Source organism: Streptomyces sp. NPDC041122, assembly GCF_055592445.1.
On the sequence record NZ_JBVIYQ010000001.1, the window covers coordinates 321,012 to 343,811 of the forward strand.

15 protein-coding genes are annotated in these 22,800 nt (G+C 75.0%); 14 read left to right on the plus strand and 1 reads right to left on the minus strand.

Annotation, left to right across the window (positions count from 1 at the left end):
* The first annotated feature begins 13 nt into the window (after nt 1-13).
* From ACZ6B8_RS01410 to ACZ6B8_RS01445, 8 genes are all read left to right on the plus strand, one after another.
* Nucleotides 14-922, plus strand: a complete 909-nt coding sequence (locus ACZ6B8_RS01410; RefSeq protein ID WP_471076414.1) for a DMT family protein — start codon at nt 14-16, stop codon at nt 920-922.
* Nucleotides 919-1,146 carry a Trm112 family protein gene (locus ACZ6B8_RS01415; protein WP_471074476.1) on the plus strand — a complete coding sequence of 76 codons (228 nt, stop codon included), beginning with the start codon at nt 919-921 and terminating at the stop codon, nt 1,144-1,146. Before ACZ6B8_RS01410 ends, ACZ6B8_RS01415 begins: the two co-directional genes overlap by 4 nt.
* A 34-nt stretch (nt 1,147-1,180) precedes the next feature.
* The gene (locus ACZ6B8_RS01420; RefSeq protein ID WP_471605934.1) at nt 1,181-1,984 is read left to right on the plus strand and encodes an FkbM family methyltransferase; all 804 of its coding nucleotides are present in this window, start codon (nt 1,181-1,183) and stop codon (nt 1,982-1,984) included.
* On the plus strand, nt 1,965-2,567 hold the full coding sequence (locus ACZ6B8_RS01425) for a hypothetical protein (RefSeq protein ID WP_471605935.1): 603 nt from the start codon (nt 1,965-1,967) through the stop codon (nt 2,565-2,567). The genes ACZ6B8_RS01420 and ACZ6B8_RS01425 overlap by 20 nt, the downstream gene beginning before the upstream one ends.
* Nucleotides 2,568-2,675: 108 nt before the next feature.
* Entirely contained in the window at nt 2,676-3,581 is a 906-nt protein-coding gene (locus ACZ6B8_RS01430; RefSeq protein WP_471074467.1) for a LysR family transcriptional regulator, read from the plus strand.
* A 151-nt stretch (nt 3,582-3,732) separates the two neighbouring features.
* Entirely contained in the window at nt 3,733-4,302 is a 570-nt protein-coding gene (locus ACZ6B8_RS01435) for a cysteine dioxygenase family protein (protein ID WP_471605936.1), read from the plus strand.
* Nucleotides 4,302-5,378: a YeiH family protein gene (locus ACZ6B8_RS01440; RefSeq protein WP_471605937.1), complete on the plus strand. Its 1,077-nt coding sequence runs from the start codon at nt 4,302-4,304 to the stop codon at nt 5,376-5,378. The genes ACZ6B8_RS01435 and ACZ6B8_RS01440 overlap by 1 nt, the downstream gene beginning before the upstream one ends.
* Before the next feature lie 676 nt (nt 5,379-6,054).
* The gene (locus tag ACZ6B8_RS01445) at nt 6,055-7,515 is read left to right on the plus strand and encodes an acyl-CoA synthetase (RefSeq protein WP_471605938.1); all 1,461 of its coding nucleotides are present in this window, start codon (nt 6,055-6,057) and stop codon (nt 7,513-7,515) included.
* A gap of 196 nt (nt 7,516-7,711) precedes the next feature.
* Here the strand turns inward: ACZ6B8_RS01445 and ACZ6B8_RS01450 are convergent, their stop codons facing one another.
* The gene (locus tag ACZ6B8_RS01450; RefSeq protein ID WP_471605939.1) at nt 7,712-11,446 is read right to left on the minus strand and encodes a S8 family serine peptidase; all 3,735 of its coding nucleotides are present in this window, start codon (nt 11,444-11,446) and stop codon (nt 7,712-7,714) included.
* A 272-nt stretch (nt 11,447-11,718) separates the two neighbouring features.
* Between ACZ6B8_RS01450 and ACZ6B8_RS01455 the strand changes: the two genes are divergently transcribed.
* The 6 genes from ACZ6B8_RS01455 (at nt 11,719) to ACZ6B8_RS01480 (ending at nt 22,753) form a co-directional block, all read left to right on the plus strand.
* Entirely contained in the window at nt 11,719-12,123 is a 405-nt protein-coding gene (locus tag ACZ6B8_RS01455) for a CU044_2847 family protein (protein ID WP_471605940.1), read from the plus strand.
* Nucleotides 12,120-14,060: a VMAP-C domain-containing protein gene (locus ACZ6B8_RS01460; protein WP_471605941.1), complete on the plus strand. Its 1,941-nt coding sequence runs from the start codon at nt 12,120-12,122 to the stop codon at nt 14,058-14,060. Before ACZ6B8_RS01455 ends, ACZ6B8_RS01460 begins: the two co-directional genes overlap by 4 nt.
* 54 nt (nt 14,061-14,114) lie before the next feature.
* The gene (locus ACZ6B8_RS01465; protein WP_471605942.1) at nt 14,115-15,182 is read left to right on the plus strand and encodes an AAA family ATPase; all 1,068 of its coding nucleotides are present in this window, start codon (nt 14,115-14,117) and stop codon (nt 15,180-15,182) included.
* The gene (locus tag ACZ6B8_RS01470) at nt 15,172-19,794 is read left to right on the plus strand and encodes an SAV_2336 N-terminal domain-related protein (RefSeq protein WP_471605943.1); all 4,623 of its coding nucleotides are present in this window, start codon (nt 15,172-15,174) and stop codon (nt 19,792-19,794) included. The genes ACZ6B8_RS01465 and ACZ6B8_RS01470 overlap by 11 nt, the downstream gene beginning before the upstream one ends.
* Nucleotides 19,795-19,965: 171 nt before the next feature.
* The gene (gene mreB, locus ACZ6B8_RS01475; protein ID WP_471605944.1) at nt 19,966-21,003 is read left to right on the plus strand and encodes a rod shape-determining protein MreB; all 1,038 of its coding nucleotides are present in this window, start codon (nt 19,966-19,968) and stop codon (nt 21,001-21,003) included.
* Between the two features lie 64 nt (nt 21,004-21,067).
* On the plus strand, nt 21,068-22,753 hold the full coding sequence (locus ACZ6B8_RS01480) for a GAF domain-containing protein (RefSeq protein WP_471606439.1): 1,686 nt from the start codon (nt 21,068-21,070) through the stop codon (nt 22,751-22,753).
* Nucleotides 22,754-22,800: the final 47 nt, after the last annotated feature.

Genomic DNA, 22,800 nt, shown 5'->3' on the forward strand with positions numbered 1-22,800 from the left:
CGTGTGGTGGGGCGTGGCCGCGGCCCTCTGCGCGAACCTGCTCTACAGCACCGGATTCGTCCTGGAGAAGCGGGCGTTGACGGCCATGCCGTCGGTCAGCGTCCGCAGGCCCGCCCGGCTGCTGCGGCAGGTCCTCGGCAGCCCGCTGTGGATCGGCGGCTCGCTCGCCCTGGCGGCGGGCTTCGGCGCCCAGCTCGCCGTGTACCGCACCCTGCCGATCGCCGCCGCCCAGGGCATCTTCGTCTCCGGCCTCGTCCTGCTCCTGCTGCTCTCCTCCGTCCTGCTCGGCGAGCGGACCTCGGGCCGCGAGCGGTACGCGGTCGGCGCGATCCTCCTCGCGCTGCTCATGGTGGTCCTCTCGCTCAGCGAGGACAGCGACTCGGTCAGCCGCAGCGCGCCCGTACCGCTGATCCTCACCGTCTGTCTGCCCTCGCTCGCGGCGGGCGTCTGGCTGTACGGCGCCGCGGAGCGCCGCGCCCGGCACCGGCACCGCATGCCGACGGCCGGCGTCGAGTACGGCGTCGCGGTGGGCCTGCTGTACGGGGTGAGCTCGCTGGCCATCAAGGGCGTCTCCAGCTATCTGACGACACAGGACATCGGCGGCGCGCTCGGCGGCCTGCTGCGCTCGCCCTACCCCTATCTGCTGCTGTTCACCGGCGCGTTCGGCCTGGTCATGTCGCAGGCGGCGCTGCAGCGCTGCCGGGCCTCGCTGATCGTGCCGGTGTGCACCACGGTGACGTCGCTGTTCACGGCGGTGCTCGGCACGCTGGCGTTCGGCGAGGCGCTGCCGCACGAACCGCTGCGGCTGGGCCTGCGGATCGCGGGCACGGTCCTCGCCGTCCTCGTGCTCCTCGCCATGCCCAAGCACGACGGGACCTCTCCCCACCCCACCCCCGCCCCCAAGGAGTTGACCAGCGGATGAATCCCGACGACCCGCTCCTGAAGATCCTCGCGTGCCCGCTGGACAAGGGCCCGCTGCACCTGCTGGCCCCGGCCGACCCCCTCGTACCGGAGGAGGCGCTCTACAACCCGCGGCTGCGCCGCCGCTATCCGGTCGTCGACGGCATACCGCAGCTGCTGCCCTCCTCCGGCGAGCAGGTGCCGGACGAGGAGCACGAGCAGCTGCTCAAGCGGATGTCGCCGTGACGGCGGGCGGCAGCTCGCGGTCGAGGGGGCGTCCATGACGCTCGCCGCCCGCCTCGCGCCCTACGTGCCCGACCGGCTGATCGCCGACCTGACCCGGCTCGTCTACCCCCGCTTCGAGCCCGAGCTGGCCCGGCTCGGCGACCTCTGCCCGCCCGGCTGCGGCACCGCCGTGGACGTCGGCGGCTGGTACGGCCCGTGGTCGCGCCGGCTCGCCCCGCGCGCCCGGCACGTGGTGACCGTGGAACCGGTGCCGCGCCTCGCGCGGCTGCTCGCCGCCAGCACGCCCGGCAACGTCCGGGTGGTCCAGGGCGCGGCGACGGACCGGCCGGGGACGGCCCGGCTCTGGCTGCCGCGCGGCGACCAGGGCCGGCGCGGCGTCTCGTCGCTGGTGCGCCGCGACATCCACGACACGGCCGTGGACGTGCCGTGCGTGACGCTGGACGGGCTCGGCCTGCGCGACGTCGGCTTCGTCAAGATCGACGTGGACGGGAACGAGCTGCCGGTGCTGCGCGGCGCGCACGAGCTGATCGCCCGCGACCGCCCCGCGCTCTTCATCGAGCTGGAGGCCCGGATCCAGCCGGTCGCCCCCATCGTGGAACTCCTGACCCGCCACCACCGCTACCGCGGCTGGGTCCTGCCGCACCGCACCTGGCTGCCGCTGGACGCCTTCGACCTGGAGGCGCACCAGTCCGACACCTCGTACGTCGTGGCGCAGGGCCTGCTGCGCCGGGTGCTCACGCCGCGCCATCCGCGGTACGTGAACTCGGTGCTGTTCCTTCCCGACGGGCGCCGCCCGGGAGAGCGCGCGGTGCGCGACGATGGGGTGCATGCCCGCTAGCTCCTCCCGCGCTCCCGGCCCCTTCACCGCGCTGGACTTCCAGCTCGTCCTGCTGCGCCGGATGGCCGACCACAACGCCGATCTGGTCGACGGCGCCCGCCATGACCTGGGCGTCTCCGTCGCCGATATGCGCGAGGCCAACCGCCGCTGGCAGGCGATGGCACGCTCCCCGCGCTCCCGGGGCGCCGCGTCCCGCTACCGCTCCGTCCTCGGCGCCCCCGAGACGACCGCCCGCCGCACCATCGGCGACCTGGAGTGCGAGGCACTGCGCTGGCCGGTGCCGCTCTGGCCCGAGCTGCGCTTCGAGGCGCTCCTCGCGCCGAACGGCGCGGTGTGGAACGAGTACCTGGTCCGCGCGCCCGGCGCCCCGGCCCCCCGCCTGCGTACGCTCGACGACCTGACGCCGTGGTCCTGCACGATCGACGAGGTCGCGCGCGCCTTCGCCCCCGCCCGGCCCCTGGAGGGGACGGCGCCGACGCGGTGGGGGCTGGCCTTCCGTGCGCCGGACGCGAGCGGTGAACCCCGGGAGTGCGCGGCCGAGTTCACCTGGGGGCTGCTGCAGCGGGTGGACGTGCGCGACTAGGGCGGACCGGAGGCCACCGGCCCCCGAACCGGAGGCCACCGTGCCCCCGGGGCAAAAGCCCGGACCCGGCCTTGTTCCGGGCCTCCAACATCTGCTTATGATTCGGCGGTGTTCGATTCACGGCACATCAAGACGTTCCACGAGGTGGTCCGCTCCGGTTCGTACTCGGCGGCCGCCCGCTCGCTCGGCTACACGCAGCCGGCGATCACCCAGCAGATGAAGGCCCTGGAGCGGTCCGTCGGCACCCCGCTGTTCACCCGCGTCGGGCGCCGCATGCGGCTGACGGAGGCCGGCGAGGCGCTGTCCCGGCACGCCGGGATCATCCTGGACGACATCTCGGCCGCCCAGCAGCAGATGAACGCGATCACGCGGCTGCGCTCGGGACGGGTGCGGGTCTGCGCGTTCCCCAGCGCCAACGCGACCCTCATCCCCGAGGCGCTGGCCCGGCTCGCCTCGGGGCATCCGGGGGTGCGCGTGGAACTCCTGGAGGACGAGCCGCCCGAGTCGCTGCGGCGCGTGGTGCGCGGCGAGTGCGACATCACGCTGGCCTTCACCTATCCCGGCCTGCACGACGAGGTGCCACAGGAGCTGGCGGAGATCCCGCTGATGGAGGACCAGCTGACCGTGCTGCTGCCCGCCGGGCACCGGATGGCGCGCCAGCGTTCGGTCAAGCTCGCCGAGCTGGCGGAGGAGCGGTGGATCGCGGGCTGCCCGCGCTGCCGCGCCAACTTCCTGCACGAGTGCGCCGAGCTCGGCTTCGCGCCCGACATCGCCTTCACGACCGACGACAACCTGGTGGTGCAGAGCCTGGTCGCCGAGGGGCTCGGCATCGCGATGATGCCGGGGCTCGTCCTGAACTTCCTCTGCCACGGCAAGGTGACGGGCCGCGCGCTCGACCCCGCGTCGCGGCGCCAGGTCTCGGCGTACGTCCTCAAGGAGCATTTGAGGATTCCGGCCACCGCGCTGGTCCTGGACGAGCTGAAGACGGTGGCCGCCAACCGCGTCGGCTGCTGACCGGGCCGGCTGGTGACCGGGTCGACTGCTGACCGCGTCGGCAGGCTGACCGGCGGGCGGCTCCTGCGGCACCTTCCATAAGCGGGATTTGGAGGGACGCGAAAAGACTGTCGTTGGACGTGATGGATCGGGCGGCGCGACGCTGCGTCGTATGAGCACTCCGATCGCGTACCGCGCCGCCCCGGCCACGGAGCGCCTCGACGCCCTCGTCGCCGAGGTGCGCGAGGCCGTCGGGCGCGGCCTGCCCCCCGACCTGACCGCGTACCTGGTCGGCGAGCGGCTCGCCCCGCACCTCGGCTCCGCCGACCTGCTCACCGACGGGCAGTGCGAGGGCGACCCCGACCGCTACCGCCAGCACGTCCTGCACGCCGAGCAGGACGGCAGCTTCTCGATCGTCGCCCTGGTCTGGCTGCCGGGGCAGCGGACCTCCGTCCACGACCACGTGTCGTGGTGTGTGACGGGCGTGCACGAGGGCGAGGAGCACGAGCGCCGCTACCGTCTCGTGCCCGCCGCGCAGAACGGCGGCGCCGCCCGCCTGGTCGCCACGGAGGACGTCGTCAACCCGCGGGGCTCGGTCTGCGGCTTCGCGCCGCCCGGGGACATCCACCGGGTGTGGAACGCCTGCGGCACGCGCGCGATATCGATCCACGTCTACGGCGCGGACATCGCCCGCCTGGGCAGCAGCGTCCGCCGGGTGTACGAGCTCCCGGCCGACCGGTAATGGCACTGCTCGGGGAGCGCCCCGCCTCCCGTACGGCGCCCGCCGCCCCGCCCGCCGCCACCCGACCGCCGGGCAAGGCGGCGGGCCTCGCCCTGGCCGCGCTCGGCGTCGCGGCCGCCTGGGGCGTGCACCGGCTGGTGCCCGGCGTGCCGATGCTCACCGCCGCCGTGGTCCTCGGCATCGTGGCCGCGCATCTGCCGGGCCGCGCCCACGCCTTCGTACGCGGCCCCGGCAAGGCGGGCCTGACGTTCGCCGGGAAGCGGCTGATGCGCGTCGGCGTCGTGCTGCTCGGCCTGAAGCTGAGCCTGGACGACGTGCTGGGGCTCGGCTGGGCCTCGGTCGCGATGGTGCTGTGCGTGGTGGCGGTGACCTTCTCCGGCACATGGTGGCTGGGGCGCCGGATGGGGCTGCGCGGCGACCAGCCGCTGCTGATCGCCACCGGCTACTCGATCTGCGGGGCGTCCGCGATCGGGGCGGTGAGCGAGGTCTCCGAGAGCGACGAGCGGGACACGGCCACGTCGGTGGCGCTCGTGACGCTGTGCGGGACACTCGCCATCGCCGTACTTCCGTTGCTGCAACACCCGTTGGGGCTCAGCGACGCGGAGTTCGGGCGCTGGGTCGGGGCGAGCGTGCACGACGTCGGCCAGGTCGTGGCGACCGCGCAGACCGCAGGCCCCGGGGCGCTCGGCGACGCGGTCCTGGTCAAGCTGATGCGGGTCGCGCTGCTCGCGCCGCTCGTCGCGGCGGTGGCGCTCTCGGTACGGGCGCGGCGCCGCGCACGCACGGCCGGCCCGCAGGCCACGCCGAACGCCGGACGCCCGCCGCTGGTACCGCTGTTCGTCGTCGGATTCCTCGCCATGGTCGCGCTGCGCACCACCGGGTGGCTGCCCGGCGGGGCGATCGACGTCGCGCAGACGGCCCAGGAACTCCTGCTGGCCGCCGCCCTGTTCGGCCTGGGCAGCGCGGTCGACCTGCCGTCCCTGACCCGCACCGGCGGCCGGGTCGCGGCGCTCGGACTCATCTCGTGGGTGGTGATCGCGGGGATCTCGTACGTGGGCGTGCTGCTGACGTACTGAGGCGGCCCGGTACGGCACGACGGGTCCGGGCGGACGCGGACAACCGAACAGCGGACAACCGAACAACGGATGCGAACGGGCGGGCAGTTGTTCCCTGGAACAGGTGATCGTCGCCGCAGGAATTGCGCGCGACCCCTGTGGTTGACGATGCTTACGGTGCGCGAGCGACGGGCTGCAGACCGTGACCGCGCACCCGGTCCATGTCCCATACAGGGCCGGGCTGTTGGGCCCGCCACTCCGGGTCCGACTTTCCGAGAAGTCCCACAAGGAGAAGCACCACCATGAACCTCATCACTGACGTCGTCGCCGGTCTCGCCCACTTCCTGGGCTGGCTCGTCTGACGTCACCCGCAGCAGTCCGCAGCGACGCCGCCTCCCCCGTCCCACGGGAGGCGGCGTCGCCGTGTGCGGCCCCCCGTCCAGCGGCAGCGGGCCCACACCATCGCGCGCCGGCGCACCCATCCTGATCGGATTGCCGGGGGGGGGAGACCGGATCGCTGATGTGCTCACCTGGGGCGGGTAGGCGACGGGTAGCCACATCGGCCTCAGCGATCACTGTGACACCGCGCCTTCGGCGGCGTAACACTCTCAGTGCGCGCCGGCGCAGAGACTGCACCGGCTCTGCACGGACCCGGCAGACGACGAGCGACGACGAGCGACTACAAGGAGTACGAGACGTGGATCCCCTCTTCCCGGCCCTGACCAGCGAGCGCGGCGAGGCCCTCCGGTTCGGCGACCGCTCGCTGAGCTACCCCGAACTGGCGTCGGTCGCCGCCGCGTTGGCGGGCCGCCTGAGCGGCGCGGGCCGGGTGGCCGTCTGGGCGACGCCGTCCCTGGAGACGGCGGTCGCCGTGGTCGCGGCGCTGCTCGCCGGCGTGCCCGCGGTGCCGCTCAACCCGAAGTCGGGCGACTCCGAGCTCGCCCACATCCTCCGGGACAGCGCGCCGGCCCTGGTCCTCGCCGAGCCGGGCGCCCGCCTTCCGGCCGCACTGGACGAGGTGGCCCGGCACGACGTCGACGTACGACCGGCGGACGTCGGCCACGGCGGGGACCGCCCGGCCGAGCCGCCCGCCGAACCCGACCCCGGGGCCCCCGCCCTGATCGTCTACACCTCCGGCACCACGGGCCCGCCCAAGGGCGCCGTCCTGCCCCGCCGCGCCGTCGTCTCGACGCTGGACGCCCTGGCGGACGCCTGGCAGTGGACCGGCGACGACGTCCTCGTGCACGGCCTGCCCCTCTTCCACGTGCACGGCCTGATCCTCGGCACGCTCGGCCCGCTGCGGCGCGGCGGCTCCGTGCGGCACCTCGGGCGGTTCGGCACCGAGGGCGTGACGCGCGAGCTCGGCTCCGGGGCGACCATGCTGTTCGGGGTGCCGACGATGTACCACCGGATCGCCGAGGCCCTGCCGGACGACCCGGAGCTGGCCAAGGCGCTGGCCGGGGCGCGGCTGCTGGTCTCCGGCTCGGCGGCGCTGCCCGTGCACGACCACGAGCGCATCGCGGCCGCCACGGGGCGCGGCGTCGTCGAGCGGTACGGCATGACGGAGACCCTGATGAACACCAGCGTGCGGGCCGACGGCGAGGCGCGCGCGGGCGCGGTCGGCGTGCCGCTGCCGGGCGTCGAACTGCGCCTGGTCGACGACGCGGGCGAGGAGATCGCGGCGGACGGCCCCGAGGCGGTCGGCGAGATCCAGGTGCGCGGCCCCAACCTCTTCACGGAGTACCTGAACCGCCCCGACGCGACCGCCGAGGCCTTCGCGCCGGGCGGCTGGTTCCGCACCGGCGACGTGGCCGTGCGCGACCCCGACGGGTACGTGCGCATCGTCGGCCGGAAGGCCACCGACCTGATCAAGAGCGGCGGTTACAAGATCGGGGCGGGGGAGATCGAGAACGCGCTCCTCGAACACGCGGGGGTCCGCGAGGCCGCGGTCACCGGCGAGCCGGACGCCGACCTCGGCGAGCGGATCGTGGCGTGGATCGTCCCCGAGGACCCCGAGTCGCCGCCCACCGCCGCGGAGTTGGCCGACCACGTGGCGGCCCGGCTGGCCCCGCACAAGCGGCCGCGGGTCGTGCGGTACCTGGAGAAGCTGCCGCGCAACGACATGGGCAAGATCATGAAGCGGGCGCTGGGCGTCTGAGGGGCGACCGCGCGGCGGGCAGAACTCCTGTCGGCCGCGCGGCTGACAGGGCTCCTGATCCCGACAGGCGCCCTGCGTCCGGCAGGGGCTCTGTCGGGGGGGGGGGGAGCCCCGGGGAGGCTCCGGTGGGGGCCCGGTAGCCGTCGCGCGCACGCGGCGCCCACCGGGCAGCCCCGCCCGTCACCTCACCCCCGCCTCACCGCACCCCCACCGCCCGCACGATCTCCTGCTCGACGGACCCGCCCCGGTCATCACGCGCCGAGGCCCGCAGCGACACCGAGTCCGCACCGCGCGGCACCTTCAACTCGCCTTCCCAGGAGGCCTTCCCGCGCTCCCGGTCCAGCGGGACGGACTTCCACGTCCTGCCCTCGTCGTAGGAGACCGACAGCGCGCCGCCCCCGATCGTGCCGGGGTCCGGCGCCCCCTTCACGTACGCCGCGAAGATCCCGACGTCGAGCGTCCGGCCGCCCCGCACCCGGCCCGAGAGGTCCGTGTCCACGTCGAACCCGAGGTTCAGGAGCGGCAGGAACGTCTTCCGGTCGGCGGCGGTCTCCTTCGACCTGAAGGTCCACTCCGCGTGGCCCTTCGTCGCGAGCTCCCACCGTCGCGGGTCGAGCGTGGTGTCGGTCACCACCTCGTACGTGTGCTCGGCGGGGTCCGCGTCCCACACGTACACCCCCGATCCCGTGCTCCGGTCGGCGCTCACCCCGTCCACGAAGACCTCGCTGACCTGCGTCATCGACGTCTCGTTCCAGACGTCGCCGAAGCCGGTGTGGTCGGGTCCCGAGTCGCCCCAGCCGGGCGCGTTGAACTCCAGGTCGTTGCCCCTGCGGGTCTGCCCCCAGCCGAGGCCGGTGCCGAGCCACGGGTGCAGGACCGGCTTGAACCAGTCGAGGCCGGCGCGGCTGCCGCCCCGGCGGGCGACCAGGCCGCTGCGCTCCTCCAGCGCGCCGGGGCCGGTGGACACCGACTCGTGCCACAGCTGGCCGGGGCCCGTGGAGACGTACTCCGTCCGTTCGGCCGGGAGGTCGATCCTCTCCTGGAAGCCGAGGCCGACGGGGAAGTCGTCGGTGATCGAGTAGCGGAACTCGCCGCCCGCGGCCGGCTTGACCGCGTGGAACGCCGTGTCGAGCACGGCGAGTTCACGCCTGCCCGGCTCGTACGTGAGGTCCGTCGGCACGGCCCCCTCGTGCCCTTCGGAAAGGTCGTACACGTAAGGGGTGTCGAGCGTGCCGGTGCTCTCGATCCTCCTTCCCGCCCGCGCCGCCGCGACGAGCCGGGCACCGTCCGCCGCGTCGACCGTGGCGATCTGCAGCGGTCGGTCGGCGTTGTCGTCGGTGCCGAACCAGGCGTTGAGCCGCCCCGGCCGGTCGTCCGTCACGAACAGCGCCGCGGCGCCCGCGTCCTGTGCGGCCTGCCCGAGCCGCGCCGGGTCGACCGCGTCGGTGCGCCGTACGACGACGGCCTTGCCGCGGACGTCCTTGCCCTCGTACGCGGCCGGGGTGCCGTCACCCGCGTCCACCGGCGTCCACGTGTGCCGCCCCTCGGCGATCGTGCCGCCGGGCTGCGCGACGGCCTCCCGCAGTCCCTTCACGTCCACGAGCGGCTTGCCGAGGCGCCACACGGTGCGGTACTCGAAGCTGCCCTCGGTGACCTTCGCGGTGGGCGCGGCGAAGATGCTGTCGTATGTGACGGGGACCTGGACGGCGCCCATCAGATCGGCGCCGCCGGCCTTGCGGTCGTACTCCATCAGGAGCTGCCGGGTCTCGGTGCGCCGGTCCACGTCGGCCTTGATCTCGCGCAGCCTCCGGCCGTCCAGGGTGATCTCGCGGTTCCGGTCGAGGCGGATCTGCGGATCGGCGAGGAAGCCGAGCCCGAGGGAGTCCTTGCCCCTGGCGCCGCGTACGTCGAGGAAGGTGGAGAGGGCGTACGTGCCCGGCTGCAGGCGGAGTTGCAGGGTGCCGGAGTCACCGACGGCGGCCGGAAAGGGTTCGGTGCCCCCGGCGAGCCGCTGCACCACGAGGTCGGCGGGCGACGCGGCGCCGTCCCGGTCCTTGACGTGCACGGTGAGCGTGTACCGCTCCTCCTCCTTGACCAGGCCGAACGCGGTATGGGCGACGGGCTCGCCCCCGACGCTCGCGACGACGGCGCCGCTGGTGTTCCCGACCGGCGCCTTCGACCCGTCCCCGGTGACGGCGGTCGACGCGGTGCCGTGCGCCGGGACGGTGAGGGCGGAGTCGGCAAGGGCGGCCACACCCTCGGCGCCGCCCCGCACGGCGAGGCTCAACCGCACGGGCACGTCGGATGAGTTGGCGTACGTGAGGGTTTTGGTGACCGGCTCGTTGTCGTCGTAGGGCCAGCCGTAGAAGCCGAGGTCGACACTGCCGGTCGCGGTGACCTTCGCCTCGACGGCGTCGGGCACGCTGACGCGCCCCGCGCCCACCACATGGGCAGACGCGTCCAGTTGCCGGGAGCTGGACATCAGGGCGTCCTTGAGCTGCGCGCCGGTCCAGTCGGGGTGCCGCTCGGCGAGCAGCGCGGCGACGCCCGCGACGTGCGGCGTCGCCATCGACGTGCCGCTCATCCCGGTGTAGTAGCCCTCGCCGTCGGTGAGTTGGGAGCGTGCCGCGAGGATGTCGACGCCGGGCGCGGAGAGGTCGGGCTTGAGCGCGTGGTCGCCGGCGCGTGGGCCCTGGCTCGTGAAGTACGCGGCCTCGTCGGCGGAGTCGACGGCGCCGACGGTCAGCGCGGCGTCGGCGGCGCCGGGCGAGCCGATGGAGGAGGGCGCGCCGGTGTTGCCCGCCGCGATGACGAAGAGGGCGCCGGTCTCCTCGGAGAGGGAGTTCACGGCGGCCGCCATCGGATCGGTGCCGTCACTGGCCTCCTGCGAACCGAGGCTCATCGACACCACTTCGGCGTCGATGTCCTTGGCGGCCCACTCCATCCCGGCGATGATCTCCGACTCGCTGCCGGTGCCGTCGTCGCCGAGCACCTTGCCGACGGCGAGCGAGGCGCCGGGTGCGACGCCCCTCTCCTTGCGCCCCTCCGACGCGGCGCCGCTGCCGCCCACGGTGGAGGCGACGTGGGTGCCGTGGCCGTTGCGGTCGGCGACCTCCTCGCCCGGAACGAAGCTCTTGCTCTCGGCGACGCGGTCCTTGAGGTCCGGGTGCCCGGCGTCGACCCCGGTGTCGAGGACGGCGACCTTCACGCCCTTGCCGGTGAGGCCCGCCTCCCACGCCTCGGGGGTGCCGATCTGTTCGTTGCTCGCGGCCATGTCGGCCTCGACGCGCCCGTCGAGCCACACCTTGCCGATGCCCGAGGAGCCGCCGCGCAGCGACCGCCAGAGCGCGTCCGGCTTCTCGGCGGCGACGGCGACGCCCGCGACGCTGGGCAGGGACCGCACCTTCTCCACCCCGCGGGGCAGCCCGCGCCCGCCCCGCGCCTTCTTGTCGTACGTGACGATGAGGGGCAGCGCCCCGGCCCGCCCCCGCGCGGACCCCGCACCTGCCCCGCCCGCCGCATCCGCCGCATCCGGTTCGGCGAGACCCTGGCGGATGAGCTCGGTCACGTCGAACAGCCGCGCGTCGAGGACGCCGGACCGCAGATACGGGCGCGCCTCGTCCGGTACGACGGTGACGTGCCCGTCCGACACCTGACTGCGCACGGCACCGCCCGCCCCGGCGGGCCGGTCGACGGTGACGGCCTGCCGGCCGCCGGGGAGCCGGGTGACGGTGACCCGGTCGCCGGTGATGAGGGTGACGGTGTGGGCGGGGCGCGCGGTCCCGGTGGCCCGCGCCGCGTCGGCGGTGGTTCCGGCGGTGGCGGTGGTTCCGGCGCCGGCGGTGGCGTACTGCCCGGTGGGAAGCAGGGCGAACGCGAGACCGGCGGCGGCCACGAGCGGGGCTCTTCGCCGCACGGGGGCTCTGGTCATGGGGCTGCCTCTCTTCGTCGGACCCGGACGGGGGTGGTGCCCGAGTGCTGCGAAGAGTGTCAGGGAGCCGGTGGGACAAGGGAGTTGACGGGAGGTGGCGGAAAGCCGCCAGGGCCACTACCCGCCAGGCCCGCCGCGCCGCGTCACGCACCCTCGCGGGCCGCTCCCGGAAACCCGGAGCGGATGACAGCCCCAAAGCCCTTCGGCAACAATGCCGTTGGCAGATGCGGGAAAGACACACAGCTCAACGGGGGCGTCACATGGATGGCTTGGTGGAGTTCACGACCGACGAGGGCGGCCGGGTCGTCGTCGCCGACGTGGACGAAGGCTCCGGCTCCCGCCTGGTGTCCCGCGGCGATGAACCCGCCCTGGCGGCCCGCACCTTCGAGGCGTCGCTCGACGGGGCGCGGGCGGCGGCCGAGTCCGCGCTGCGGGTGTTCCGCGGCGGCTCCCTGCGGCCCGACTCGGTGGAGATCGAGTTCGGGGTGCGGATGTCGGCGGAGGCCGGCGCGGTGATCGTGAAGGGACAGGCCGAGGGCCACCTCGTGGTGCGCCTCACCTGGTCCCCGGATCGACCCCCGGCACCTGAGCGGTCCCCCGAGGCGGAGCAGCACCGGTCTCCGGTGGCCGTGGCGACTCCGGCGACCCCGGCACCGGAGCCCACCGCCACCTCATGAGCAGCGCGTCCTGGCACGCCCGGATCCAGTGCGGCCGCGAGGTCGGCGCGGGCTTCCTCGTCTCCGAACGGCACCTGCTCACCTGCGCGCACGTGGTCCGCGACAGCGGTGCGCGTGACATCGGTGCGCGCGACATCGGTGCGCGCCACGGCGACATCACCGTGTCCTTCCCGCACCGCAGGGCCCTCGGCCGGGTCACGGCCACGGTGAGCGCCCACGGGGGCTGGGGCGGCGGCCACGACGACCTCGGGGACCTCGCCGTCCTCGAACTGGAGCGCCCCGTGCGGCTGGCCCCGGCCGTCTTCGCGCCGCCCGAGGACGCGTACGGCCACCCACGCCCCAGACTGCTCGCCTACGGGTTCCCCAAGGGGTACGAGGAGGGCACGCTCGCCGAATACCGGGCCACGGCAGCCCAGTTGATCGCCGACGAGTGGGTGCAGCTGGAGGCGTGGAGCGCCCACGGTCAGCCGCTCGCACCGGGGTTCAGCGGCGCCGCGGTGACGCTCGCGGACTCCGGCCGGGTGGTGGGGATGGTGGCCGCCGCCGCGGGCGCCGCGGGCGTCCGCAACGGCAGGATGCTCCCCACCGCCGTCATGGCCCGCTACTGGCCCCCACTCGGCGATCTCGTCCCCACACCGGGCCACCACCGGTCGGCGAAGGAGCGGCTGCGCGCGCTGGTGGACCGGGTCGGGGACACCGGCGCCGGCCACGATCCGGAGCGGCTGTACCGGGACGCCGTGGGGCCGCTCGGTCCGCCCGTGCCGCCGGAGGGGTTCGGCTCGCTCTGGTCGGCGGCCTGGTACGTCCTCTCCGAGGTCGACGATCCGGACGCGGTGACCCGGCTCACCGAGCGGCTCGCCGCCCTGCTCGACAAGGCCGCCGCCACGCCCGCCGCCCTGCCCGCCAACGCGAGCGCCGCCCTGCCCACCGCCGCGCTTGCCGCTGGGCCGGTCCGCGCGCCCGCCGTGCTGCCGGCGCCCGATGGGCGGCCGCCCGCCTGGGCGCCGATCCTCGTGGAGATCGAGCACAGCGGCGCGGGCGGCGACCAGCTCCTGGTCGAGGTGTCCGCCTGCCGGGACGGCCACCGCCACCCCGTCGCCTCGCGCACGCTCCCCGGCGACCGGGTGCCCGCCTTCGTCCGGGAGCACGTCGACGAGGCGTTCTCCCATCTCGCCCCGGACGCCGTCGAGTTGCTGGCGTTCGTCCTGCCCCGGCCGCTGCTCGACCTGCCGGTGGCGCAGTGGCCGCGCGGCGCCGACGACCCGACCCCGCTGGGCTGCTCGTACCCCCTGGTCCTCGCCGACCGTGCGCGACGCGCGGGCGGACTGCGCCATCAGCTGGCCCGCAAGTGGCAGAGCGGGGACGGCAGGCCGGCGGCCCCGCTGCAGCGCATCGAGTGCGGCACCCAGGAGAAGCCGAACCGGCTCAGGTTCCGGCTGCGACGCGACGGCGCCGACCTCGCGGCCTTCCCGGCCCCGCCCCGCACGCCCCGGGCGGCCCCGCGCTTCGACGCGACGCTGAACGCTCCGGTACCGGTGCTGCTGTGGCCGCGCTCGGGGTGCGACGCGCATCTGGACGACGAGGTGCATCCGTACGACGAGGGCCACCCGGACGACGAGGCCCGCCCGTACGACGACGGGGGCCGGGACGGTGCACCCTGTACACCCGGACCGGGGCCGGGGCCGGGACGCGACCCCGCACCCCCGCCCGGCGCCGGCAGCGGCTGTCCGGGGGCAGAGTTCCTGGACCGTATCGCCGCGCACCTCGCCGGCCTGCCGTTGGCCGAACTCCCGCGCGCCATCCTGGCGTTGCGCGAGAGCGCGGACGCCTCGGACGACCCGGACGCACACTGGGCCCGGGACGTACAGCTCCTCTGGGACGATCCCCGCTGCCTCCCCGCCGCACCGCAAGGACCCCTGCACTCGCCCGTCGCCTGACCCGACCACCCCCCTGCCGTCCGCCGCCCGAGCCCTACGGAAGAGACCCGGATCATGTCCCTGTGGCCCGTCTACACCGGTACGAACGAGCCCCACGACGGCATCGCCCAGCTGCCCCCGCCGCCGCCCTGGCGCGACTTCGACGGCGGCCCGGTCCTTCCCGCCCCCTCGGACGACACCTCCGCGACCTCCCCGGACCGCAGGCACCGGGCCAGGACCTACCGGGCGACCGAGAACTGCGTCCAACTCGTCAACGCCGCCCTGTACTTGCGGCGCCCGCTGCTCGTCACGGGGCCGCCCGGCAGCGGCAAGTCGAGCCTCGCGTACGCGGTCGCCAGGGAGCTGGGCCTCGGCCCGGTCCTGCGCTGGAACATCACGAGCCGCAGCGCCCTGCGCGACGGGCTCTACCAGTACGACCCGCTCTCCCGGCTGTACGCCGCGGGCCGCGCGGCCACCGCGCCGCGCCCCGCCGAGAGCCCCGGCGCGCGGCCGGCCCTCCGGCGCGACGAGGACGCCCGCCCGGACCGCACAGGCGTCGAGGACCACCTGCGCCTCGGCCCCCTCGGCACCGCGCTGCTGCCCTACGCCCGCCCCCGCGTCCTGCTCATCGACGAGATCGACAAGAGCGACCTCGACCTCCCCAACGACCTCCTGAACGTCCTGGAGGAGGGCCAGTACGAGATCCCCGAGCTGGTGCGGACCGCCCGGCACGCCCCGGAGGCGGGCCTGCTCGCCGACGGCTCCGACGACCCGGTCACCGTCGTACGCGGCAGGGTGCGCTGCCGTGCCTTTCCCTTCACCGTCCTGACCAGCAACGGCGAGCGCGAGTTCCCGCCCGCCTTCCTGCGCCGCTGCGTCACCCTGCGGCTGCGCCAGCCGCGCGACGAGCACCTGGAGGAGATCGTCCGCGCCCATCTCGGCGAACCCGACGCCTACGCCCGGAGCCTCATCACCCGCTTCCTGGAGCGCGGCAGCGGCGGCGAACTCGCCACCGACCAGCTCCTCAACGCCATCTACCTCACGGGCGCCGCGGGCATCGACGCCGCGTCCCGCGACGAGCTCGCCCAGCAGCTGATGCCGTACCTGACGCAGTCGGCGGATCCGGGGCCCGATGCGCTCTGACGCCTCCCGGCGCGGGACCCCGCTGGCACACCTGGCCGACATACTGGCCCGGGCGTCGGACGGCGCCGGGCCCACCCCCGTCGAACTGGCCGAAGTGCTGTGGCTGGCCGAGCGGGAGCGGGAGCGGGACCCGGCGGAGCCGCCGGGCACCGCCTCCGGGCCGGACACCCCCGACGACGTCACACCGTCGTCCGGCTCCTCCTCGACGCCACCCGACGACACATCACGGGAGCGGGCGCCGTCGGCCACGTCCACGGACGACCGGGTACCGCTCCATCTGCCCGCACCCGTGGCCACGGACGGGGACGCGGACGGGCGCGAGGACGGCGCTCCGGAGCCGACAGGCCGCCCGGGCTCCCCCGACGCACCCCATGACCCCCGCCCGGCCACCGCGCACGCCGCGCTGCGCGTGCCCGTACCGCCGATGGTCACGCACCCGCTCGCCCTCCAGCGCGCGCTGCGCCCGCTCAAGCGCCGCGCCCCCTCCCCCGTCGGCCACGTGCTCGACGAGGAGGCCACCGCACACCGCATCGCCCGTCTCGGCGCGCGCCCCTGGGACTGGCTGCCGGTGCTGCGCCCTGCGGAGGAGCGCTGGCTGCGGCTGTCCCTCGTGTACGACGCCGGGCCGACGATGCCCATCTGGCGCCCGCTGGTCCGCGAACTCCACGCGGCGCTCGCCCAGTCCGGCATCTTCCGCACCGTCGAACTCCACCACGCGTCCCCCGACGGCACGGTCCCGCCCCAGGCGGCCGCCGCCCCCGCCACCGGCCGCACCGTCACCCTCCTCGTCAGCGACTGCATGGGCCCGCAGTGGCGGGAGGGCGCGGCGGGCGACCGCTGGTACCGCACGCTGCGCCGGTGGGCGGCGCGGATGCCGCTGGCCGTGATCCAGCCGCTGCCGGAGCGGCTCTGGCGCACCACGGCGCTGCCCACCACGCCCGGCACCCTCGCCGCCCCGCACCCGGCCGCCCCCTCGGACGCGCTCACCTTCACGCCGTACGCGGCCGAACCGCCGCCTCCCGGCGCGCTGCCGGTCCCGGTGCTTGAGCCGACGCCGGCCTGGCTGGCCCACTGGGCGTCGCTGGTGGCGGACGGGAGCGGTGTCCAACTGCCGGGCTCCGTGGGCTGGTTGGGGTCAAGGCCGGTTCCGGCCCGCTCGACCGACGAGCCACCCACCGATGACGTCACCCGCCTCGCCCCCGAGGAGCTCGTCCTGCGCTTCCGTTCCACGGCCTCCCCGGAGGCCTTCCGGCTCGCGGGCCACCTGGCCGTCGGCGAGCCCCGGCTGCCGGTCATGCGGCTGGTCCAGGCGGCGGTGGAGGAGCGGCCGCGCCCCCAGCACCTGGCGGAGGTGATCCTCAGCGGCATGCTGACCGGGGCGCCGGCCGCCGGCCCTGGCGCGTACGCCTTCCGGGACGGGGTGCGTGAGGTGCTGCTGCGCACACTGCCACGTACGGCACGCGGACGTACGCGCGAACTCCTGGCCCGTGCGGGCGAGTTGATCGACGAGCGGGCGGGGGCGGCGCCCGGCGAGCTGCGGGCGGTGGCGAGCGTGCGGGCGCGGGGTGCGGAGCCGGGGCGTGGCGGCGCCGCCCGGGTTCCGCAGGGCGAGCCGTTCGCGACCGTCGCGCCGGACACCGTACGGCAGTTGGCCGGGGCGGGGGACGGCCGGCCGGCCCCCAGGGCCGCGGGGCCCCTGTTCGGAGGCCGCTACCGGGGCCTGGAGCAGATCGGGCGGAGCGGACGCGTCTGGCGGTCCGAGGACCTGCGCGACGGAGGGCGGACCGTGGTGGTGCAGCGCTTCCCGCGGGCACCCCGCTGGTTGCGCCTGGACTTCACCGGGGCGGCACGCCGGCTCATCCGCTTCCGGCACCCCCATGTGGCGGCCGTGAGCGATTACGGCTTTCACCGCCAAGTCCCTTATCTGGCCATGGAGTTCATTGAGGGACAGAGCCTGGAGGACCTGCTCGACGACCATCCGCGGGGACTGCCCGCCGACCAGCTCATGGACCTGGTCCCGCGCATGGCCGACGCCGTCGCGGCCCTGCACACGGCAGAACTGGCCCACGGCGCGCTGACCTCGCCCTTCGTCCGGGTCTCGCCCGCCGGGCCGGTCCTGTGCGGCTTCGCGCTGCGCCCCTTCGACGAGGCCGGCCGCGCGGATGACCTGCGGGCGCTGGGGCGGCTCGTGCGGGAGATGTACGGGCCGGGGGAGGCGGCGGTGTTCGACAATCCGTGGTCACCGGACCCCGTCTCCGACGACCCGTGGGGTCCGGGGCGCGCGGCCGACGCCCCGTGGGGGTCGGCTCCCGCCACTGAGGACCCGTGGGAGCCGGCTTCCGGCTTCGACGAACCTCGGGAGCCGGACTCCCTCGCCGCGGGCCCGTGGCCGCCGGAGCCCGAACGGCCGGAGAGGCACGCGTACACGCTGACTTCCCAGGCCGCCGGAGCACTGCACGCGGCCCTGGCCGCCCTCCGCTCCGACGACCCCGACCGGCTCCGTCTCGGTCTCGGCCTGCTGCGGCAGCTCTCCTCGCCCTCGATGCACGGGCGCACGTACTCCCTGCTCGGCCCCCTCCGCGTCACCCAGCACCGCCGCCGGCCCTTGCCCGTGCCGGAGCCGAGGGAGCGGGCGATGCTCTGCATGCTGTTGTTCCGGCAGGGGCGCGGAGTCACGCAGGAGGAGTTGACGGAAGGCATCTGGGGTGCGGATCCCCCCGTCAACGCAGCGCGACTGCTGACCCTGACCGCCGCCCGGCTGCGCGAGGCGCTCGGCCCGGACTCGGTGACGGCGACCGGGGACGGATACGCCCTGATGCTCACGTCCACAGTCGACGAGGTCGATCTGTTCCACTGCCGGGAACTGGCCGCCGAGGCGGAGAGGAACCGCCGCGAGGGTGACGTCGGGACCGCCCTGCACTGCGTCGAGTCCGCGCTGAGCCTGTGGGACGAGGATCCCCTGGCGAACGTCCCCGGCCCGGCGGGCAAGGCAGCGCGCACCGAACTTGCCGAACTCCACGCCGCACTCGTCCGACGCCATCATCAACTCACCGGACAACTGGCGGAATCCGACCCAGGCACGGCTGAACTCGACGGCGACCCACAGGGCTTCGCCCCTGACGAGGTCAGAAGCCGACCGGCTCCCCACGAGCGCTTCCCCCGCTCCCGGCCCGACGTCCTCACCACCGAGGGGACCGCGCCGGCCGGCTACCTCTCGTACCCGGCAACCGACGTCTCCTTCGCCTACCCGACCCACGCGGACGCGCCGTCCGAAGAGGCCCTGCAGACACTGGGCCGCGCCGTCTCCCACCTTCTCGTCCGCGGCGGCATCGGGCCGGAGCGCTACGAGATGCGACGTGACCGGTACGGGTGGGACGTGACCGTGGACCCGGAGGTGGACGCCCTCCAGGTGCTGCTCACGACGATCGACAACCTGCCCGGCGCCCTCGCCGAACTCCGCACGGCACGCGACGGTTCCGAGCCCCTCGTGCTCACCGTCACTGTGATACTCGACCCCGACCGGACGGTGCCCGCGCCCCCGCTCCCCTCCGGGCTCCGTCACCTCTTCGACCGCCCCGGCCCCCGCGCGGCCCTCATCGTCCCCAGCGACCTGTACGTACGCCTGACCCGCTCGGGCCGCGCACGGACCACCCGCGTCTTCGAACCGGTCCCGCGGTCCGACGACTGGTACTGCGACATCCCGTCGGGGCGGGAGGATCCCGTCACCCCGTCGGACACTCCGGACGCCCCGGACACCGCATCAGTCGGATCGGCCGTCCCCGGGGCTTCATCTGGCACCCCGACCACCTCCGAAGCCCCACCGGGTGCCCCGGACGCCCCCGGCCTCCGGTCGACGACACCCGCCGCTCCCGGCCGCAGCGCCCCTGCCCGTGAACTCCTCCCCCGCGGCATCGACTCCCTCATCCTCGGCTTCGACGGCACCCTCGCCCACCTCTACCCGGGGCGGGCCGCCCGCGACGCGGCCCGCTCGCTCACCGCCCTGATCGCCGAGCGGCGCGACCCCGCGTCGGCCGAGGCGGGCGAGCCGCTGCTGCCCGACCTGCCCGCCGGGACCCCCGTTCACCTCACGGACGACCGCATCCACCCCCTGGACATCCTGCGCGCCTTCGCCCACCACCCGACGCTGGCCGCCGAGTTGCACACGAGCCTCGCGGACATCGAGCTGCGGGCGGCCCGCACCGCGACGCCGCCCGGCTCCCTCGCGACCGCGCTGCGCACCCTGGCCGGCCCCGTGGACGGCCTCCCGATGGCCATCGCCACCGACGTCTCCCCGCGCGCGGTCACGACGTATCTGGCGGCCAAGCGGCTGCCCTTCCCCGAGGCCGCCGTGCACGGCCGCACCGCCGACCTCACCCGTCTCATGCCCGACCCCGACTGCCTGCGCCGCGCGCTGGACCAGCTCGGTTCGCCGGCGGAGCGCTGCGTCATGATCGGCTCCTCGGCGGCCGAGGCAGCCGCGGCGAGCGGTCTGGGCATCCCCTTCATCGGGCTCGCCCCCGACAGCCGGGCCCGGCGTCGCCTGCTCGACGCGGGCGCCCGGTTCACGCGCGCGCTCCTGTCGGACGTGGCAGGGGCGCTCCGCGAGGTCTGAGCGCCCCTGGCCCGGCGCGGAGGGCGCCGGAGGAGCCGCGAAAAGACCACCCGTGCGGCGGCACCCCGCCCGGCTCATCCCAGCGCGCGGACCGCGCGACACCGTCGCACGATGCGAGACAGGACCGCCTTCCGACGGTCCGTACGGTCTGCGCTCTCGGGAGGATCTGCCATGACCGTCAGTCTGGAGCAGTTGCGCCGCTGCCATATCGCCGTCGACCTCGGAGCCGCGAGGACCCGGGTGTTCGTGAAGGGCGCCGGACTCGTCGTCGACGAGCCGAGCGCCGCCGCCGTCAACACCAGGACCGGCGCGCTCATCGCGGTCGGCCACTTCGCCGAGCAGATGACCGGACGTACGCCCGGATACATCCGGGTGGTCCGCCCCGTCTCCGGCGGCACCGTCGTCGACATCGAGATGGCCCAGCGGATGCTGCGCAACCTCATCGGCGAGAAGCTCCGCCGCGCCCTGCGCCGCAAGCCGCGGCTGCGCGCCGCCGCCTGCACCCCGCACGACGCCGACCCGCTGGCCCAGCGTGCCGCCATCGAGACGATGGTCGGGCTCGGCGCCCGCCGGGTGGAACTGGTGGACACCCTCATCGCGGCGGCGGTCGGCTGCGGCCTGCCCGTGGAGCGTCCCGAGGCGACGATGATCCTCGTCTGCGGAGCCGCCACCACGCAGGTCGCCGTCCTCTCGCTCGGCGCGATCGTGACGGCCGAGCGGATCCCGGTGGGCGGCGAGGCCATCGACAACGCGATCGTGCAGCACCTGCGCCACCACCACGAGCTGATGCTCCCCTCCCAGTCCGTGCGCCCCCTGCAACTCGCTCTGCGCGGCAACGGCCTGACGCCGCAGGGGCCGGAGTCGACGGAGATCCACGGCAGGGACGTCGCGACGGGCCTCGCCCGTTCCGTGCAGGTGGACACCGCCGCGGTCCGCGACGCCATCCACACCCCGCTCACCGCCGTGCTCGACGGCATCGGCAAGGTGCTGCGCAACTGCCCGCCGGATCTGGTGGCCGACCTCGCCGACCGCGGCATCATGATGGTCGGCGGCAGCGCGCTGCTGCCCGGCCTCGACCAGATGCTCCGGGACGCGACCGGAATGCCCGTACATATCGCGGAACGGCCTGATGTGTGCGCCGTCATGGGACTCGGTGCGATGCTGGAGGGCAAGATCCAGCCGCTGGCCCTGGCTCCGCTCTCCGGCTGACGCCCGCACCGGCCGACCGGGCAGCCGCCACCCCCGACCACGGAGTACGTCGTACGTGACCGAGATGCCCGACGGGACGGACGCGCCGCCGTCCGCGATGCAGCCACTCCTCGAGGCAGTCCTCGACGTGGGCACGGACCTGGAGCTGCGCGCCACGCTCCAGCACATCGTGGACAGCGCGGCGCGGCTGACCCGGGCGGGGCTCGGCACGCTCGGGGTCGACGCGCCCGGCCTCGACGGGCCGGCCGAGCTCTTCGTGGCGGGCGGCCCCGCGCGCCACCCCGACGGTGTGCCGACGGTGAGCCCCACCGCGACGGCGGACGGCACGGCGCTGCGGGTGCCGATCGAGGTCCACGACGAGCCGTTCGGAACCCTGCTCCTGGCACGCAAGGAGCGGGGCGGCACCTTCACGGACGAGGACCAGCAGCTCCTGAGGGTCCTGGCCAGCCAGGCGGGCATCGCGATCGGCAACGCCCGCCTCTTCGAGGCGGCCCGCCAGCGGGAGCGCTGGATCGAGGGTGCGGCGGCGGTCACCACGGCCCTGCTCACGGGCGAGGCGGCGGCCGACGCGCTGATGACGGTGGCCGACCGCGCGAGGATCCTGGCGGGCGCGGCGGCGGGGGTGATCCTGCAGCCCACGGAGGCGGGCGGCATGCGGATCGTCGCGGCGGCGACGGACGGCGCGCCGCACGGCTGGGGGACGACGGCCACGGCGGGCCCTCGGGCCGGGGGCCCGGAGCGCTCCCTGTGGTCTGCCCCCACCTCGGCCTCCGCCCCTGAAACGCCGGGCCCGCCGCCGAACCCACAGCCACGGCCACAGGCACACGCGCAGCCGCGGCCCAACGCGCAACCGCCGGGCACCGGAACAGCCTCACCTTCCTCCCCCGACCCCTACCCCCCGACCCACAACGACCTCATCGGCACCACCATCGAGCCCGGCAGCGCCGTGCTGGAGCAACTGCTCGGCGGGGAACCCGTGTTCATCGAGGACTCGGCGACCGACGCCCGGATGACGACGCACGTGCGCGTCCGTTTCGGGCCCAGCATGATGCTGCCCCTGCAGGCCGGCGGCCGGCTCATCGGCACGCTCGCGCTGCCCCGCCGCCGCGGCGCGCCCGCCTACACGCCCGCCGAACGCCTGCTCGCCACCCAGTTCGCCTCGCAGGCCGCGTTGGCCCTCGTCCTGGCCGACGCACAGCAGAGCAGACAGCGCCTCGCGGTCTTCGAGGACCGCGACCGCATCGCCCGCGACCTGCACGACCTCGTCGTCCAGCGGCTCTTCGCCACCGGCATGATGCTGGACGCGACCCGCAACCGGGCCCGGTCGACCACGGTCGCGTCCACCCTCGACCACGCCGTCGACGAGCTGGAGTCGACGATCCAGGAGGTCCGTACCGCCATCTTCGCCCTCCAGCAGCCCCCTGCCGACGCCCCCGCCACCTTCCGCGGCAAGGTGCTGCGCGAGACCGCGGGCGCGTCCGCGGTCCTCGGCATCCGGCCGTCGGTGCACTTCGCCGGCGCCGTCGACAACCGCGTCACCGAACCGACCGCCGGCCACCTCCTCGCCGCCCTGCGCCGCGCGCTGGCCGCCGCCTCGCGCCGCACCGGCGTCACCCGCGTCGACGTCGCGATCGACGCGAGGGCGACGCTGCCCGACAGCCGGGAGGGCGTACGCCTGACGGTGTACGACGACGGGGAGACCGACGGCGTCGAGGCGGGCACGACGGTGACCTGGCAGGCCCCGCTGTAACCCGCCCCGCACCCCTCCCCCGAGGGGACGTCACGACGGAGGTCCCG

What these genes read in the sequence shown, in the direction of transcription:
- ACZ6B8_RS01415 (WP_471074476.1), top strand. Translation starts at nt 919, where the DNA reads ATGAATCCCGACGACCCGCTCCTGAAGATCCTCGCGTGCCCGCTGGAC.
- ACZ6B8_RS01420 (WP_471605934.1), top strand. Translation starts at nt 1,181, where the DNA reads ATGACGCTCGCCGCCCGCCTCGCGCCCTACGTGCCCGACCGGCTGATC.
- ACZ6B8_RS01425 (WP_471605935.1), top strand. Translation starts at nt 1,965, where the DNA reads ATGGGGTGCATGCCCGCTAGCTCCTCCCGCGCTCCCGGCCCCTTCACC.
- ACZ6B8_RS01435 (WP_471605936.1), top strand. Translation starts at nt 3,733, where the DNA reads ATGAGCACTCCGATCGCGTACCGCGCCGCCCCGGCCACGGAGCGCCTC.
- ACZ6B8_RS01440 (WP_471605937.1), top strand. Translation starts at nt 4,302, where the DNA reads ATGGCACTGCTCGGGGAGCGCCCCGCCTCCCGTACGGCGCCCGCCGCC.
- ACZ6B8_RS01450 (WP_471605939.1), bottom strand. Translation starts at nt 11,446, where the DNA reads ATGACCAGAGCCCCCGTGCGGCGAAGAGCCCCGCTCGTGGCCGCCGCC.
- ACZ6B8_RS01460 (WP_471605941.1), top strand. Translation starts at nt 12,120, where the DNA reads ATGAGCAGCGCGTCCTGGCACGCCCGGATCCAGTGCGGCCGCGAGGTC.
- ACZ6B8_RS01465 (WP_471605942.1), top strand. Translation starts at nt 14,115, where the DNA reads ATGTCCCTGTGGCCCGTCTACACCGGTACGAACGAGCCCCACGACGGC.
- ACZ6B8_RS01470 (WP_471605943.1), top strand. Translation starts at nt 15,172, where the DNA reads ATGCGCTCTGACGCCTCCCGGCGCGGGACCCCGCTGGCACACCTGGCC.
- mreB (WP_471605944.1), top strand. Translation starts at nt 19,966, where the DNA reads ATGACCGTCAGTCTGGAGCAGTTGCGCCGCTGCCATATCGCCGTCGAC.
- ACZ6B8_RS01480 (WP_471606439.1), top strand. Translation starts at nt 21,068, where the DNA reads ATGCCCGACGGGACGGACGCGCCGCCGTCCGCGATGCAGCCACTCCTC.